This window comes from Bradyrhizobium australiense (assembly GCF_013114825.1).
Taxonomy (GTDB): domain Bacteria; phylum Pseudomonadota; class Alphaproteobacteria; order Rhizobiales; family Xanthobacteraceae; genus Bradyrhizobium; species Bradyrhizobium australiense.
On the sequence record NZ_JAAVLX010000008.1, the window covers coordinates 303,650 to 317,631 of the forward strand.

Annotated in this window: 17 protein-coding genes and 1 tRNA gene; 6 read left to right on the plus strand and 12 right to left on the minus strand. The window is 61.7% G+C overall.

All coding sequences use genetic code 11. The features are described 5' to 3' along the window. Positions 1-102: 102 nt before the first annotated feature. Positions 103-672 (minus strand): hypothetical protein, encoded by a 570-nt coding sequence (locus HCN58_RS25580; protein ID WP_171582136.1) that lies wholly within the window; start codon positions 670-672, stop codon positions 103-105. A gap of 463 nt (positions 673-1,135) precedes the next feature. Between HCN58_RS25580 and HCN58_RS25585 the strand changes: the two genes are divergently transcribed. After that, positions 1,136-1,795: a peroxiredoxin gene (locus tag HCN58_RS25585; protein ID WP_171582137.1), complete on the plus strand. Its 660-nt coding sequence runs from the start codon at positions 1,136-1,138 to the stop codon at positions 1,793-1,795. A gap of 207 nt (positions 1,796-2,002) precedes the next feature. On the opposite strand, the gene HCN58_RS25590 is transcribed toward HCN58_RS25585, so the two are convergent. Together HCN58_RS25590 and HCN58_RS25595 are read right to left on the minus strand one after the other, a co-directional pair. Next, on the minus strand, positions 2,003-3,739 hold the full coding sequence (locus tag HCN58_RS25590) for a methyl-accepting chemotaxis protein (protein WP_171582138.1): 1,737 nt from the start codon (positions 3,737-3,739) through the stop codon (positions 2,003-2,005). Between the two features lie 131 nt (positions 3,740-3,870). Beyond that, entirely contained in the window at positions 3,871-4,746 is an 876-nt protein-coding gene (locus HCN58_RS25595) for a DMT family transporter (RefSeq protein ID WP_171582139.1), read from the minus strand. Positions 4,747-5,085: 339 nt separating this feature from the next. Here HCN58_RS25595 and HCN58_RS37180 point away from each other — a divergent pair, with 339 nt between their 5' ends. Then, positions 5,086-5,574: a hypothetical protein gene (locus tag HCN58_RS37180; RefSeq protein ID WP_311966863.1), complete on the plus strand. Its 489-nt coding sequence runs from the start codon at positions 5,086-5,088 to the stop codon at positions 5,572-5,574. Between the two features lie 95 nt (positions 5,575-5,669). On the opposite strand, the gene HCN58_RS37185 is transcribed toward HCN58_RS37180, so the two are convergent. Then, positions 5,670-5,897: a hypothetical protein gene (locus HCN58_RS37185; protein WP_311966864.1), complete on the minus strand. Its 228-nt coding sequence runs from the start codon at positions 5,895-5,897 to the stop codon at positions 5,670-5,672. Positions 5,898-5,961: 64 nt separating this feature from the next. On the opposite strand from HCN58_RS37185, the gene HCN58_RS37190 reads away from it, so the two are divergent. After that, a complete protein-coding gene (locus HCN58_RS37190; RefSeq protein ID WP_311966865.1) occupies positions 5,962-6,243 on the plus strand; it encodes a putative universal stress family protein in 282 nt (93 codons plus the stop codon). A 111-nt stretch (positions 6,244-6,354) separates the two neighbouring features. On the opposite strand, the gene HCN58_RS25605 is transcribed toward HCN58_RS37190, so the two are convergent. After that, on the minus strand, positions 6,355-6,801 hold the full coding sequence (locus tag HCN58_RS25605; RefSeq protein WP_171582140.1) for a hypothetical protein: 447 nt from the start codon (positions 6,799-6,801) through the stop codon (positions 6,355-6,357). 330 nt (positions 6,802-7,131) lie between these two features. Here HCN58_RS25605 and HCN58_RS25610 point away from each other — a divergent pair, with 330 nt between their 5' ends. After that, positions 7,132-7,389 carry a hypothetical protein gene (locus tag HCN58_RS25610; protein ID WP_171582141.1) on the plus strand — a complete coding sequence of 86 codons (258 nt, stop codon included), beginning with the start codon at positions 7,132-7,134 and terminating at the stop codon, positions 7,387-7,389. A gap of 48 nt (positions 7,390-7,437) precedes the next feature. Next, positions 7,438-7,514: transfer RNA gene (locus HCN58_RS25615), tRNA-Arg, on the plus strand. Between the two features lie 90 nt (positions 7,515-7,604). Here HCN58_RS25615 and HCN58_RS25620 read toward each other — a convergent pair. From HCN58_RS25620 to HCN58_RS25635, 4 genes are all read right to left on the minus strand, one after another. Continuing rightward, a complete protein-coding gene (locus HCN58_RS25620; protein ID WP_171582142.1) occupies positions 7,605-7,889 on the minus strand; it encodes a GYD domain-containing protein in 285 nt (94 codons plus the stop codon). A gap of 138 nt (positions 7,890-8,027) precedes the next feature. Next, positions 8,028-8,498 carry a methyltransferase family protein gene (locus HCN58_RS25625; RefSeq protein ID WP_171582143.1) on the minus strand — a complete coding sequence of 157 codons (471 nt, stop codon included), beginning with the start codon at positions 8,496-8,498 and terminating at the stop codon, positions 8,028-8,030. 676 nt (positions 8,499-9,174) lie between these two features. Continuing rightward, positions 9,175-9,519, minus strand: coding sequence for a hypothetical protein (locus HCN58_RS25630; protein ID WP_171582144.1), 345 nt, complete (start codon positions 9,517-9,519; stop codon positions 9,175-9,177). A gap of 300 nt (positions 9,520-9,819) precedes the next feature. Then, complete coding sequence (locus tag HCN58_RS25635; protein ID WP_210266153.1) at positions 9,820-10,827, minus strand: alpha/beta hydrolase; 1,008 nt, start codon at positions 10,825-10,827, stop codon at positions 9,820-9,822. A gap of 1,117 nt (positions 10,828-11,944) precedes the next feature. On the opposite strand from HCN58_RS25635, the gene HCN58_RS25640 reads away from it, so the two are divergent. Then, on the plus strand, positions 11,945-12,436 hold the full coding sequence (locus tag HCN58_RS25640; RefSeq protein WP_311966866.1) for a hypothetical protein: 492 nt from the start codon (positions 11,945-11,947) through the stop codon (positions 12,434-12,436). 15 nt (positions 12,437-12,451) lie between these two features. Here HCN58_RS25640 and HCN58_RS25645 read toward each other — a convergent pair whose 3' ends face one another. From HCN58_RS25645 to HCN58_RS25655, 3 genes are all read right to left on the minus strand, one after another. Continuing rightward, positions 12,452-12,922, minus strand: coding sequence for a hypothetical protein (locus tag HCN58_RS25645; protein ID WP_171582146.1), 471 nt, complete (start codon positions 12,920-12,922; stop codon positions 12,452-12,454). Positions 12,923-13,061: 139 nt separating this feature from the next. After that, on the minus strand, positions 13,062-13,574 hold the full coding sequence (locus tag HCN58_RS35350; protein ID WP_210266137.1) for a hypothetical protein: 513 nt from the start codon (positions 13,572-13,574) through the stop codon (positions 13,062-13,064). Positions 13,575-13,809: 235 nt separating this feature from the next. Next, complete coding sequence (locus HCN58_RS25655) at positions 13,810-13,947, minus strand: hypothetical protein (protein WP_171582147.1); 138 nt, start codon at positions 13,945-13,947, stop codon at positions 13,810-13,812. Between the last annotated feature and the right edge of the window lie 35 nt (positions 13,948-13,982).

The following is a 13,982-nucleotide window of genomic DNA, read 5'->3' on the forward strand; positions in this document are numbered from 1 at the left end:
AGCGCAGCATGCTGGATACCTCGCATGCGCGGATCAAGACACCTAAACAAAAACGGCGGGGCTCTACCCCGCCGTCCCGAAACCAATCATCGCCGAGTGGACCTACAACAATCCCATATCCAGCATGCCCGGCAGTTGGGCGAGCGGCAGTGCGGCGGCGCCGACCAGGGTGGCGACCAGCGCCGCAAGGCGATGGTTGCTGTGGCGCTTGCCGCGCATCTGGCCGGCGATCCATTCCAGCACCTTGCTGTCGATGTAGGCGGCCTTCACCGGCGCCCAGCTCTCGATCGGCGTATCCGGCGACAGCGCCACCGTGCGCGGCGGCACAGGCAGGCCGGACTCAGAGGCTGCGTGGTGGGCGACCGCCTTGGCCAGCAAATCGTCGAAACGGCCGTCGTCGGTGCGTTCCGCAGCGGCATCGCTGATTTCGAACAATGCTTCGATTTCGGCGCGGCTCACCGGCTCATGCTCGACAGCGCTCACGGTGAGAATGCGCGCGCACCAGGCGGCGTCATCGGCATCGAGCGCGCGGGAGAAATGGATACGGCCCTTGGTGGTGGGGCCCTCGCCGGTGATTACGCCGTCGCGCACAATTGTGAGTGCATGAGCGGCGGTCTTGCGGCAGGATGGTTGAAGGGATGTTTCAGCAGGCACGGCATTCGGGGCAGGCATAGTTGCACTTCTCAATTTCAATTCCAGTCCAGCATTTCCATGCGGGGCATGAACGACCGGTTAACGATTCGAAACCCGCATTCCGAGATTTTTACATGGTTGCCAATTGGTCGCTGTGAGGTCGGTCACGGTTCAGACAAATGCACTCCCCGGTGCAAAACGGCCCGGCGTGATGCGGGCCATAAAAGGCAATATCGGGGCAGCGGCGGCAAAAAAGTGGAACGGCTATGAAAAGACCGCGATCAAACAAGAGGATGGGTCGCAAACCTACTTTCTCGCGCCGAATGCAGGAGAGGACGGATTCTTTCCGTGGCAGAGGCGCGGATCAAAAGAAGATGTTAGGAGTTCCGGGGTTGCGTAGAAGGATCTCACCTTTTGCGCTAACCGGTTCACTTAACTGCTTCAGACTCGTATAATATCAAAGACAAATTCCCCTGTAACTTGAATAACATGAGGTAAAACCATGGCACTCCAGATTGGCACAACCGCCCCCGATTTCGAAGCTGAGACCACGGAAGGAAAAATCAAATTCCACGACTGGATCGGCAATAGCTGGGCGCTTTTGTTCTCGCACCCGAAGGATTTCACGCCGGTTTGCACCACCGAACTCGGCGCTCTCGCGAAGTTGAAGCCGGAATTCGACAAGCGCGGCGTCAAGCTGATGGGCTTGAGCGTCGATCCCGTCGACCGGCATTCGAAATGGTCCGAGGACATCAAGGAGACGCAGGGCGCGGCGCCGAATTATCCGATGATCGGCGACACCGATTTCAACGTTTCCAAGCTCTACGACATGCTGCCGGCTTCAACGTCGGGCGATCCGCTCGCGCGCACGCCCGCCGACAACCAGACCGTCCGCAACGTGTTCGTCATCGGACCGGACAAGAAGATCAAGCTGGTGCTGGTCTATCCGATGACCACGGGCCGCAATTTCCAGGAAATCCTGCGCGCGATCGATTCCCTGCAGATGACGGCCAAGCATCGCGTCGCCACTCCGGCCGACTGGAAACAGGGCGAGGACGTCATCATCGCGGGCTCGGTGTCCGACGACGAGGCGAAGACGATCTATCCGGCCGGCTGGAAGGCGCCGAAGCCGTATATCCGGATCGTGCCCCAGCCGAAGTGACCGCGCAGCGGTCATCCCGGGTACGCAAGCACCAGACCCGGGATCTCGAGATTCTCTGGTGCGCAATTGCGCACCAGAGTTCGGTGCTACGCACCACCCCGGAATAACGAGCTAAATTCGGCAATAGATCGTATGGTGGGCAAGGCGCAGTTGCGCCGCGCCTACCATAAAGAGTGAGGCAAGTAGTTCGCCGCCGTGACGCCCCGATCAGGCCGCGCGGACGCGATCGAGAAATTTTTCGACCTCCGCCTTCAGGTGCAGGCTTTCGCTCGACAGATTCTGTGCGGAGGCAAACATCCGGCTCGACGTCTCGCCGGTCTCGTCGGCGCCCTGCGCCGCGTTGCGGATATTCGCGGCAACATCGGCCGTGCCGCTCGCCGCTGCTCGCACGCTCTGCGCGATGTTCTGGGTCGCACCGCGCTGCTGCTCGACCGCTGCCGAGATCGAGGTGGCGATATCGCTGATGCGTTCGATGGTCTGGCCGATCGCCTTGATCGCGCTGACCGACTCTTCGGTCGCAAGCTGCATGCTGCCGATCTGGCTGGAGATCTCCTCGGTCGCCTTCGCGGTCTGGCCGGCGAGGCTCTTGACCTCCTGCGCCACCACGGCAAAGCCGCGGCCGGCGTCGCCTGCCCGCGCCGCCTCGATGGTGGCGTTAAGCGCCAGCAGATTGGTCTGCTCGGCAATCGAGGTGATCAGCTTCACCACATCGCCGATTCGGGCGCCGGCTTCCGACAATTCGTTGATGCGCTGGTCGGTGGCGGCAGCCTGCTTGACGGCGTCGGCCGCGATGCCGTTCGATTCCTGTACCCGGCGGGTGATTTCGGCGATCGAGCTGGAGAGCTCGTCGGACGCGGCCGCCGCGGTACGGACATGCTCCGAGGCGGTTTCGGAAGCGCCGGCCGACTTGCCGGACAGGCTTGCGGTGGTCCGTGCGGCATCGGTGAGTTGCCGCGCGACGCGCTCGAACTCGCTGGATGAATTCAGCACCTTGTCGAGGATGCCGCCAACGCTGGCCTGGAACTCGTCGACGAAGCCGCGCAGTTCGGACTTGCGCTGCTCGGCCGCGGCAGCGGCCGCCGCGGTCTGCTCGTCGCGAAGTCGCCGGCGCTCGACCGAGTTGTTCTTGAAGACTGCGAGGGTACGCGCAATCTCGCCGATCTCGTCCATCCGCTCCTCGCAGTCGATCTCGACGTCGGCCCTGCCGTTGGCGATTGCGGTGAGCGAGGCCGTGACCGACGTCAGCGGCTTGGTTACCCGACGCACGATCAGCATGGTCAGCATCATCACCAGGAGCGCTGCGACACCCGCTGCGATGGCCATGTTCTGAATGGCATGCGATAGCATGCTCTCGTAGTGAGCCATGGGAATGCCCACATACAGCAGCCCGATCACCTTGCCGGCCGGATTCACGATCGGGTAGTAGGCCGTCATGAACGTCTTGCCGAACAGCGTCGCCGGGCCACGGTAGGCCTCGCCGCGGCGCACCACCGCCTGCCCGGGATGGTCGGCCGCGAGTTGGGTGCCGACGGCGCGGTCGCCGTTCTCCTTCTTCACATTGGTAGTGCGGCGGACGAACTGGTTGCTGGCGTCGTCATAGACGAAAAGCGTCGCGTTGCCGCCGGCATAGCCCACTGCGCGATCGACGATCGCGTGGTCCTTGAACTCGGGCATCTTCGGAATTTCGGCCCGGGCGACCACCCCGTCCTTAATGGTGATTTTGGCGTCGCTGTAAGTCTCGGCAAACGCCAGGCCCAGCGTACGCAGGTTGACCTCGATGTCGCGCAGCGCCCGGTCGCCGAATTCGGAGGTCAGCGACCAATGGGCTGCGCCCACCATCAGCGCGGTATTCACCGCGATCAGAAGGATCGCAGAGATGACGGCCTTTGTACCGAGGCGCAGCTTGAGCGCCGGCAGGAACCTTCCAATGGATTGCGTGGCCATAACGAGAAATCCCCCAAAATCGGGCCCAATCTGACCCGTTTTGCTTACGATCGCCTTAATGGCCACAACCCAGGCAAAATATTGATAAGCCTCACGAAATTTATACGTGCAAGAGAGCCGAACGCTCTACTTCAAACTGAGCGGCGGTTGACCACCAGCACCGCTGCGGCGCAGGCGGCTATGCCCGCGAGCGAGACCACGTCCAGGCGCTCGCCGAACAGCACGTAGGCCATCAGCGACGTCACCGCCGGGACCAGATAGAACAGGCTGGCTACCGACGTCGCGGCCGAGCGTCGGATCAGCCAATAGAGCAGCCCGATCGATCCGATCGACAGGACGACCGCAAGCCAGGCCAGCGCCAGGATGAACTCGGTAGTCCAATGCACCTCGTTGGTCTCGAACAGCCACGCGCCGAGCCCAAAGAATATCGTCACCGCGACGTATTGCATGAGATTGCCGGAGCGCCAGTCGATGGCGCTGCAGTAGCGCCGCTGGTACAGCGTGCCGAGCGTGATGCTTACCAGCGAGATGGCCGAGGCGAGCCATCCCCATCCCGCCTCGCCGCTCATCGGCCTGTCGTGCAGGATCAGGACGACGCCGGCGAGCCCGAGCAGCAATCCGCTCCATTGCAGCAGCGTGACGCGCTCGCCGAGCCAGCGGCTTGCAATCGTCGAGGTGAGGATCGGCTGCAAGCCCGGAATCAAGGCCGAGAGCCCAGCCGGAATCGAATGCGCGATCGCGATCGCCGTGCCGCCGAGATAGATGCCGTGCACGAGAATACCGGCTATGGCGCTGTGCGCGATGCCGATGCGATCCGGCCAGCGCGGCCGCGCGACCGCGACGATGATCGCCATCAGTCCCACCACGCACGCCATGCGGATTGCGAGATAGGTCAGCGGTTCGGCGCTGTTCAGCACATATTTGGTGCCGATGAAGCCCGTGCTCCAGAGCACGACGAAGATCGCCGGCGCCGCGCGCGCGGCAGTCGTTTCGAAATCGCCCATCATTTGCCTGCCCCTGTTTGCCCGATTCACATGTTATCCGACAAGAACCGATCGCGCCGGGCCACCGGCACGATTTCACATATCGAAGCCTCACATATCGAAAATCTGGAACGAGGAATCTCATGAATATTCGCGCGTCGATGCGCGCCGCGCCGGGCCTTTGGACTTCGACTGCGGTGGACGCGGAATTCTTGCCGAATCACCGTTGATGAAATTCGCAACCGTCGAAAGCGCGGAAGGCCAAAGCCTGTTAGCTGGTGAAACCAATCGGAAAGAACGCAATCGACCCCGGAGGGTTCGGAACCGGATGAAGTTGCGCGATCGACGCTCTGGGATCAAGCGATGGCGGCGGGACGGCGGCTGCAACTGGTGTTGTTGGCGCTCGCCGCATTCCTGCTGATGACCACCCTCGCCGGCGCCGCGGGCGAGAAATCAGCCCGCCCGTCCGAATTCCTGTTGCTCGCCCAGATCGCGCTCCTGATAGCGGTAGGCCGCGGGCTCGGCGAACTGATGCAACGGATCGGCCAGCCGTCAGTCATGGGGGATTTGTTGGGCGGGCAATTGCTCGGCCCTTCCCTGTTCGGATGGCTCTGGCCCGCCGCGCACACCGCGCTCTTTGCACCCTCGCCCGAACAAAAGGCGCTGATCGAGGGACATCGCGCAGTTCGGCATCCTGACCGGCATGGAAACGGACCTCAATCTTGTCCGCAGGATCGGCCGTGGCGGCGCTCTTGGCGGCCTTACCCGAAGGGAATCCTACGCGCTCGCAAGCGGCATGAATGCGCGCGGCTCAACCGAAGTCATCATTGCGATCATTGGTCTTTCCATTAGGTGTCCTCAGCCAAAATCTGTTCTCTATGATCGTGACGATGGCAATCCTCACGACGATGGCAATGCCGCCTATGCTTCGTGCCGCGCTTTCCCGCCTACCGTTCGGAGATGACGAGAAAGCGCGGCTTGAGCGCGAGGAGTTCGAGCAAAGCGGCTTTGTCGCAAATCTCGAGCGCCTGCTGCTCGCCGTGGACGGCAATGCGAAATTCGCCTCTCATGTCGCTGGCCTGCTCGCAGGAGCACGTGGACTGCCAATCTCCGTTCTCCACGTGAGCGCCCGTACGAAACAGCAGGAGAGAAAGCGCGAAGATGAAGAAAGCCACGAGTCCGTCGTCAGGAAAGCCGGTCCCGGTTTCCGGAAGCGCCGTATCCCGACGAGGCACGGAAGTGGCAGTCGCATTGGCGCGCCTAAGCAGCCATCCACTGAAGGTCGTTTACGTTTCTACAACCCGCGAGAAAGGCGCGCGACGCAAGCGCGCCAGCATGTCTCTCGCCAACGAGGAAAGCATCTTGAAGGAAGCCGCGGCGGCAGCCAGCCGTTATGATGTGGATGTGAGCACAAGCTTGCGTGCAAATGCGGCCCCTGAAGAAGCTATCCTTCAGGAAATCGAGACGAGCGGAGCCGACCCCGCAGTATTGGGTGTCGACCGGATCCAGGGAGAGCACTGAACTTTGGCATCATCGTGCCGCGGTCCTCGGCAGATCCAAGGTGTCGGTGTTGCCGGTCGCGGACGGAGAATCCAACCGGAAAGATTGACGGAAGACAGAACCCGCTTGGTCTTACCACTCTTCCGGGCAGGGATCGACGATCTTCCAGAGCTCGCGGCCGTTCCTGATCTTCTTCATCTCGGTGGTGAGCCCGCCATTTCTGCGGATCCAGTCCTTCACCGTATCAGGATAATAGGACATCAGATCCGACGTCCCCTCCGCACTTGTGACCTTGATGCCGAAGGTAAAGGCCTTGTCGTAATAGGCCTGGTGGAAGCCGAGGCTTGCCTTCGGCGTGACGCAGACCTTGTTCATCGGCACGATGCCGAACACCAGCGTGCAGGCCGAGTTGCAGATGCCGTCGATAATGACGCGCTCCTTGCGGTCACGGATGCGCTTGTACTTGGCCTTGTACTCCTCGACATACCCGCCGTGATCGCGCGTGATATGCAGGTCGGCGCGTGCCGGGCTCGCGACCAGCACCAAGAGGGACAGCAAGGCAAGAGACGTGATGCGCATGGGTCGATCGGGAATCGGCTAGCCCTTGTCAGACGGGAATAGGTCGGCCCTTTAAGTCCGGACCGGACAGAACTCTGGCCGGACTGTGTTGGGAATTCGTTAAGCATCCCTTGAGGCCAAAAATGGGCGCGTTACGGTGCTTTTCCGCAGCTTTTCTGCCCACTTCTCCTAGAATAGGGAATCGGATCGGCCAAAATGTCAGGAGGTACGGCTTCAGTCGAATCACAGCTTAAGCTTCTATCCTGTTGTTTTGATGCGCTTTCTTCGCACGAACGTCTGTCCGCTCAGCTCGAATCGCTACCGTTTCAGTGAGACCTTCGGAGAATCGAAATGACCAAAGCGAAGTTTTTAGTTGCTGCCGCCCTCGTCTCTACCGCGGCCTTGGCCCCAAATCTGGCAGACGCCCGCCATAATCGGCACCACCTGCACAATTGGGGCCTGCCCTACCCGATCAGTTTCCTGCACAATTACGGACCCGGCCTGCAACCAGGCACCTTCGCCTATTACGACGGCCCCTCCACCGTGCTCTGCCGCCAGGGCGCCGCTGCCTATATCGGCCAGGACCGCCGGCGGCATCCCTGCTACTAGCTTCTGCAGCTGGCTCTATCAGGCCAAGTCTGATACGAGCCAGCGCAAGCGCTCGTAGCTCAGCTGGATAGAGCATCGGATTTCGATTCCGAGGGTCGGGAGTTCGAATCTCTCCGAGCGCGCCATTTCGGAATCCGCTATCGCAGCCAAAATCGGCCGTTCTTCGATTGAATCCGTCAAGTTGAGTGCACTGTCACCGCAATAACACCGCCGCGCTAGTCGGCTGCGTCCTTGGTCGCGGCTTCGAAACTCTTTGTGTCGAAGGCCGGCATACTTTGGACCCGCCCCAGACCCTGGGTCGCGTACCAGACGGAGAACGCGAGCATCGCCCCCTCATTCGGAGCATCGACGATGTCGACGAAATCGTAGTAGCCCTGCGTGTAGTGGATCGACTCGACCTTGATGCCCAGCTTGTCGAGCTTTGCCTTGGCCTTGCCGATCCGCTCCGATTGCTTGCTAGCCCACTCCGGGCTCAGATTACCAAGCAGCACATATTTCATGGCCACCTCCACGTGAGCTTGATCATTTGCGCGAAGGACCACACGATTATACGCCTTCCGGCGACCCGCGCCTATGCCGTTTCGCATCGCCGGAATGGCGGGGCACGGGTTCCCCGACCCCATCTCGGCCGACGAGCCCTATAACCAGCGCCGTACCCGCGCGCGGTAGCGGCGATAGACGTCCCCGAACTTGCGCTCGAGATAGGCTTCCTCGCGGGTGATCACACCGTAGTGGATGACAAGCGCGAAGGGCACCAGCGTGATCAACAGCCAGAGACTGTTGAAGACAATAGCCAAGCCGATGAGCCCCAGCACCATGCCGAGATAGATCGGGTTGCGCGTGAAGCGGTAGGGCCCAGTCTCCACGATGGTCGTGGTCGGCTGGTTGGTGGGAACGCTTGAGCCGGCCCTAATCATGGTAGAGATCGCCCACGCGAACAGCGCCAGCGCAAGGGCAAACACTGTCGCGCCGAGCCAGCCTGCAGATACCGCGCCAGGCAACAACGGCAAGGGCATGAGCCAGTCGAGCGCGAGCCCGGCAAGCACCGCGAGCGCCCACGCGATCGGCGGCCGGACAATGACGTCGGCGGTATCTGCCGTGTGGGCCATGGCGGCTGGTAAACCTGCGTTCCCCTTGATGTGGCCAGCCGAAGACTATTTGCAAGCGTAGCGCAACATCGCAGGCACTCCGAGATCTGCCGGTTGGCGCGCGTGGCGGGCCGCGGCGTCCTGGCGCCGCAGCGAAGCAATAGTGCCCACCTTCACCGACCGCGGCATTCAAGCCGGACCCGGGGCACGCTCGCGCATAGCCCAGCCTCGAAGGCAAGCGGCATACCGCGATCAGGAGCAAATCCAGATAATCGCGACCGCAATCGGGATGCCCAAACCAAGTGCGCCGAAAATCGCCGGGACGAATTCGGACAGCAGGCGTACGCCAGATGACGACATGACGTTTCTCCTTGGAGCCCCGCGAGCCTCTGCTCGCCCCCAAGATGAACGATCAATCGCGCCTTCGGACTACCGTCCGTGGCGACTCTCTTTGGAGAGGCAATGCTGGGGCGTTATGGTTAACAACAGGTTAATCGAGATAAGGAGAAGTTTGCGGACCGCGCCTTGAAGGCGCGCCGCCTGATCGTGGATCGCGTGCCAGCGCTACGCACGTCGTTTCGGCCAAAGTTCCGGAAGAGCGCGTCGCCGACATGGTCGGCCGCACCCGCCCTGCCTGGCCGCCGTCAAGGAATGGCACCTGAGCGGCGCCATTCCTTTTCAGCAACGCAGGCGCCGGTCAGAACGAGCAGCCGTAGGCTGTGAGCGAGGCCTTCGTCGCGTCCAACGTCTGCTTGCAAGTCGCTTCCATGGTCGCTTTCGCCGACGGATTCTTGGCCATGTCGACCCACGCCTTGCGCGTCTGGTCGATCTGCGTCTTGTACATCGCGCGCTGCGCCTCGGGGACCTTGGAGACGACGCAGGCGTCATATTTAGTCAGGAAGTCGTCGCAGGAGGCGATTCCTGTGCTTTGCGCGTGAGCCGCGGTGACGCCCGCGAGCAAGGCGACGCCCGCCGCGAGTGATAGCACCTGTCGGCGGTTCGTGCTCGAACCTGCCTTGGCCTTCGATGTTGCTTGACGCATGACTCTCATTCCTCTGTATCAACTGAATAATTTAGATCGCCGACAAACGCCTGCTCACTACGTCCGCCCAATTGAAGCGCAAAGCGTCGCGCGCCGACAACCGGTCGGCGTTGCGGACGTTGAGCAATTCAAGCGTTGAGCAGTTCGAGGCGAGACCGGGCACCACCGTGCCGGCCACGAATAATTGTTCCGTCAATTTGGCGAGATTATGGGTGACGACACGGTGACGTTGTGATGGCCGCTTGCCGGCGATGGACGGGCGCCATCATGTTGCCGTGCGATGCCGTTGCGAAGGCGAGCTCACGCGGTCGAGGTATCAATCGAGCGGCGGATCACCTTCCGTACCTCTGCGTTAGACAGGAATAGGTCGTGGTTGATAACGCCCCAGCCGGCCTCGGACGCATCGATCACGCGTACCCCGAGCTGCTCGAGGGCAGCCTTCTCGGCGGCGCCGACCCGCGTCATCCCGCCGGCTAATCGTCCCGACAACGCAAGCGCGCGATCATTCGTCGCGGTGACGACGGTGATCTTGCGGGTGAGTGGTCCGATATTCTGGGTCGCCGAAGAGAACACATCCATATCGATGTCCGGTGAGGCGAACACCACGGCCCCGACCTTGCCGGCAACGCTGTCGCCATATCGCGCATAGAGCTGACGCAGGCTTTCGAGCGTCAGCATGGTGCCCATGCTGTGCGCGACGATGTGAACGCGGCCAACGCTCGGGGCGGTGGCGAGGGAATACAGCACGCGCTCGAAGGCATCGCGGGAGTACATCGCACTGTCGCGATCATAGGCATAGTCGAACAGTCCCGCCTTGGACGGCCAGGAGAATACCATCGTCTGGCCGCGGAATCTGATGCCATCGGCGAGGTGCGCGGCATCGAGCGCCGCCGTCTCGAACGTTTGCTTGAAGCCGTGCACGTAGATCAGCACGTCTGACCCGCCGCTGGCTTGTCCGAGAAGGTCACCGACCTCTCCCGACACCGGCTCGACCGTATCGAGACGCCAATCGCCAAGTCCGGCTGCCGCGAGAGAGAAGCGGCTCTCGTCGGGCGGCACCAGCTTCGCACGTGCAACGGTCATCTTCGAAGCCCGCTCCGGCCCGAACCAGGGTTTGGCCCGGCCGCCGCTCACCGGCTTGCGCGTGGTTGCCACGAGCAATGTCGGATCGACCGAGAGCGACGAAGCATCGTAACGCGCGCCCGTCGCGCCCAGGCTGGCGCATCCGCCGAGCGCAAGCGCGCTGGCCGAAGACACAATTCCGCGCAGGAACGCGCGGCGCGACCTAAACGTCTCGTTTTGCTGCAAATGTCGGACGATCACGTAGGACCTTTGGGAACATGCCCTGTAGCACCGGCCCCGCACGTCTCCTGAATTAGGATGGCGAGAAAAGGGCGGGCCGATCGCTGACACAGCTTGTTTTGGATCGTTCCGGTTCCGTCGCGTTTCTGTGATCGCGAGCAGGCGCGACGAAACCATTCTACTCCGCCGCGAAGCGCTCCGGAAACAGAGAGCCGCTACAGTCCCGCCAATCGGAACAAACGGGGTAAGATCATGTTGGTATCGGTCCTCAACCTCATCTACCGCGAATTTCTCAAGCGTGCCCTTTCCGGCATGGCAATACAGGGAGCAAGGCTATGACCGAGGTCGTGACGGCACTCCTCGTCTTCGTCAGCATCGGCATATTCCTGGCCCACGCATTTGACGCCTATCGCCTGCGCTAGATCGGCGCAGCTGATGCACCCCGAGATCAGTCGATATTTTAGTGTGCGGCCGGCGGCCCTCTCCTAAACGAGCCCCATCGTTGCCGGCGATCAACACGTCGCGATCCCTAAATTTTGTGAAAGTTTCTGCCGGCTGGCCGAAATTCGTCGTGGGCACGTCCCTTCGGATTTGCCGCGATGCTTTGCGATAGGTCGATCGTCTCAGTATGCCCGCATTAAATCGGATCAGGGCGCACCGGTCGAAATCATTGGCTTCGGCAAAGCCGCCATGATCAACGATGGTGGTGCGGACCCACGCTTCAATGACGAATGCCCGCTCGGCCGCCGTGGGGTGCCAGTGTAGCTCGCCGCATTGAGCCAGACTCAAGCCACGTCGAGACGCCGGCGATCGGCAGTTGCGGTTGCCTCCTTGCCGTAGCTGTTGCCGATGACCTTGCCGTCCCGCTTCTCCAGCGCGAATTTGACGGTGGGCAGATCCTTGCTCGCGAGCGTCGGGTCCGGAACGCTGTTTCCTTAGGCGCGACTGCAAGAGAGCGCCAAGCTGCACTCAGTAGAGCACAGGTTTGACGTCGGCGGATTAACTCCTCCGGCCGCCACGCTTGTACCGCCGAAGGTCACGCAATACCCCGTCGACACGCTCCCGTCCTTCGCCGGCTTATTCGAATAGCCATTAAATCAAGGGGTTAGACAGACGCTCTGGGATGGTGATAGAGATCGCTGGCGCGCAGCGGGATTTCGATTCCGAAGGTCGGGAGCTCTGGTCTCTCCGAGGCGCGCGCACGTCGCTCACGGCTATTCGGAAATTTGATATGAAAAAGATCATCCTCGCGCTGGCGGTGCTGTATCCGGCCGCAGCCTTTGCGCAAACAACGACCGCGCCAGACCCCTCCGCCGCTCCTCCGACGGTCGGCGGCAAGCCCTTGGTTCAAGTCGGATCCAAGAAGTCTGCTACGGGCAAGAAGGAAGCGCCGGCAAAACCCCTGTCGGCCGCCCAGAAGTTGCAGGCCTGCCAGGACATCGACGATGCGACCAAGGAGCGCCTGAATTGTTACGACGCCATTTATGCGCCACAGCCCAAACCGAAGGCGCCCGCGGCGAAAAGCGTTAGTGACTGCCGCTATGTCAAGGAGGAAGACGAAAGGCTGACCTGCTTCAACGGTTTTGCGGATAAGCTTCCGAAGCTACCGCGCTAAACCAGCGGGCGTGCCTTACCAGGTGTTCCAGCTCGGGCCGCCGAAGAAGCCGAAGTGTGACTGCTGCGCGACCCGCATTTGCGGCGGCTGCGCGAACTGCATCGGCGGCGCCGGACGGCCTTTTGCCACCTTGCGCTTGCGCTGAACCTGCGGCTCGGGCTTCCTCGCCTCGCCCGGAACGAACTGGGCATACGTCTCCCGCGCACGGGCCTGGGCGGCGTCGGCCGAGGCAGGGGCCACGGCAGGCACGGGTGGCGCAACGGCTTGGGCGGTCATGGCCGGCGGCGGAACAATGGTCGGAAGGCTGGTGTCGTAGACCACCCGCTCCGGCAGCTTCTGGTCGGAACGAATGCGCACCACGGTCTTGTCGACCGAGGGGGCGGCCTGGGTAGCCACGACCGCCTGTTGTGGGACGAACGCATCAATCGCCAGCAACAGCGCGAGCAGCACTCCGCCGACAAACAGGAAATAACGCGCCACGGGCATTGAATTCGCTCCCCCGCGCCAGTAACGCGCGGTTCAATCGCACAACGGGCGATATAGCGATTAGTTCCTGGTCAACCCGCAAGGTTCAAAGACGCAGCTCACATTTTCGGGCAAGCGATGTGAGTTCGGCCGCACAGGGTTAAATGCGGCTGGCCGTCACCAGTGAACATTTCGCCTTATTTGCATTGACGTTGACAAACCCGACCAGCACGCCGGCGTAGCGCTTCCGGCTCTTCATGTTCACGGTATCGGAAATGACCCGCCGGCGGTCGGTCAGATGGCTGCCGTCCCGGCGGATGAAGCTGCAGGCGATCTCGAAATCCCTCACGGCGTAGTCATTGGTATTGCGAAGCGTGAAGGTCACCAGCGCTTTCGAGCCCAACCCGCCCCTTCGCCATGACTGCGAGACGATTTTCAGGCCGTCGAGCGGCGACTTGGCAGGGGCAACCGTCTCTGCCGGCGCGATGTCCGGAGGTACCGCGGCGCCAACCGCCGGATTGAGGTCGGTAGAAACTGCTGACGCCCCTGGGCTCGATAGCGTCGCCTGAGTCGCGGACGTATCATCCGTGCGGGATATATCCTGCGTAATGCCGGTGGCTTCAGACGGCGTCGCCGCTGAATGGCTTTCGGCATCGCTCACTTGCGGGAGCATCAACCATATGGCGCATCCAGCGATAGCGATGGCCGGCAGCACGACAAGGCGCGCTTCAGATTTTCCGAACGACCACCCGGCGATCCTCATAGCCTCGCCCTCACCCGGCAGCGTCGGCGCTTGCCGAGCCGCGCATGAATAAAGCCATACGGGCGTTTTCCCGTACGGCTTTTGTCACGACCGCCGCTGCACGGATCCCGCCGCCCGTCAACAATCATCCAGAGCAGAAATGGTTTCATGCCACCTCGACAATATTGCGGCGGCGGTGCAAGGCTTGCAGGATAAGGCTCGCAGGATGGAGTTGTGGATGGCTGGCGGCTACATTGGCCGCAGCGCCGCAACCGGCCTTCAGTGCCATAACAACAATCGCCATAACAAAACGCCATAACAACAATAATGGGGAGACCG

What these genes read in the sequence shown, in the direction of transcription:
- HCN58_RS25625 (WP_171582143.1), bottom strand. Translation starts at nt 8,498, where the DNA reads ATGGCCCACACGGCAGATACCGCCGACGTCATTGTCCGGCCGCCGATC.
- HCN58_RS25630 (WP_171582144.1), bottom strand. Translation starts at nt 9,519, where the DNA reads ATGCGTCAAGCAACATCGAAGGCCAAGGCAGGTTCGAGCACGAACCGC.
- HCN58_RS25595 (WP_171582139.1), bottom strand. Translation starts at nt 4,746, where the DNA reads ATGATGGGCGATTTCGAAACGACTGCCGCGCGCGCGGCGCCGGCGATC.
- HCN58_RS25580 (WP_171582136.1), bottom strand. Translation starts at nt 672, where the DNA reads ATGCCTGCCCCGAATGCCGTGCCTGCTGAAACATCCCTTCAACCATCC.
- HCN58_RS25655 (WP_171582147.1), bottom strand. Translation starts at nt 13,947, where the DNA reads ATGGCGATTGTTGTTATGGCACTGAAGGCCGGTTGCGGCGCTGCGGCC.
- HCN58_RS35350 (WP_210266137.1), bottom strand. Translation starts at nt 13,574, where the DNA reads ATGCTCCCGCAAGTGAGCGATGCCGAAAGCCATTCAGCGGCGACGCCG.
- HCN58_RS25605 (WP_171582140.1), bottom strand. Translation starts at nt 6,801, where the DNA reads ATGCGCATCACGTCTCTTGCCTTGCTGTCCCTCTTGGTGCTGGTCGCG.
- HCN58_RS25640 (WP_311966866.1), top strand. Translation starts at nt 11,945, where the DNA reads ATGGTGATAGAGATCGCTGGCGCGCAGCGGGATTTCGATTCCGAAGGT.
- HCN58_RS25645 (WP_171582146.1), bottom strand. Translation starts at nt 12,922, where the DNA reads ATGCCCGTGGCGCGTTATTTCCTGTTTGTCGGCGGAGTGCTGCTCGCG.
- HCN58_RS25585 (WP_171582137.1), top strand. Translation starts at nt 1,136, where the DNA reads ATGGCACTCCAGATTGGCACAACCGCCCCCGATTTCGAAGCTGAGACC.
- HCN58_RS37180 (WP_311966863.1), top strand. Translation starts at nt 5,086, where the DNA reads ATGGCGGCGGGACGGCGGCTGCAACTGGTGTTGTTGGCGCTCGCCGCA.
- HCN58_RS25590 (WP_171582138.1), bottom strand. Translation starts at nt 3,739, where the DNA reads ATGGCCACGCAATCCATTGGAAGGTTCCTGCCGGCGCTCAAGCTGCGC.
- HCN58_RS25620 (WP_171582142.1), bottom strand. Translation starts at nt 7,889, where the DNA reads ATGAAATATGTGCTGCTTGGTAATCTGAGCCCGGAGTGGGCTAGCAAG.
- HCN58_RS25610 (WP_171582141.1), top strand. Translation starts at nt 7,132, where the DNA reads ATGACCAAAGCGAAGTTTTTAGTTGCTGCCGCCCTCGTCTCTACCGCG.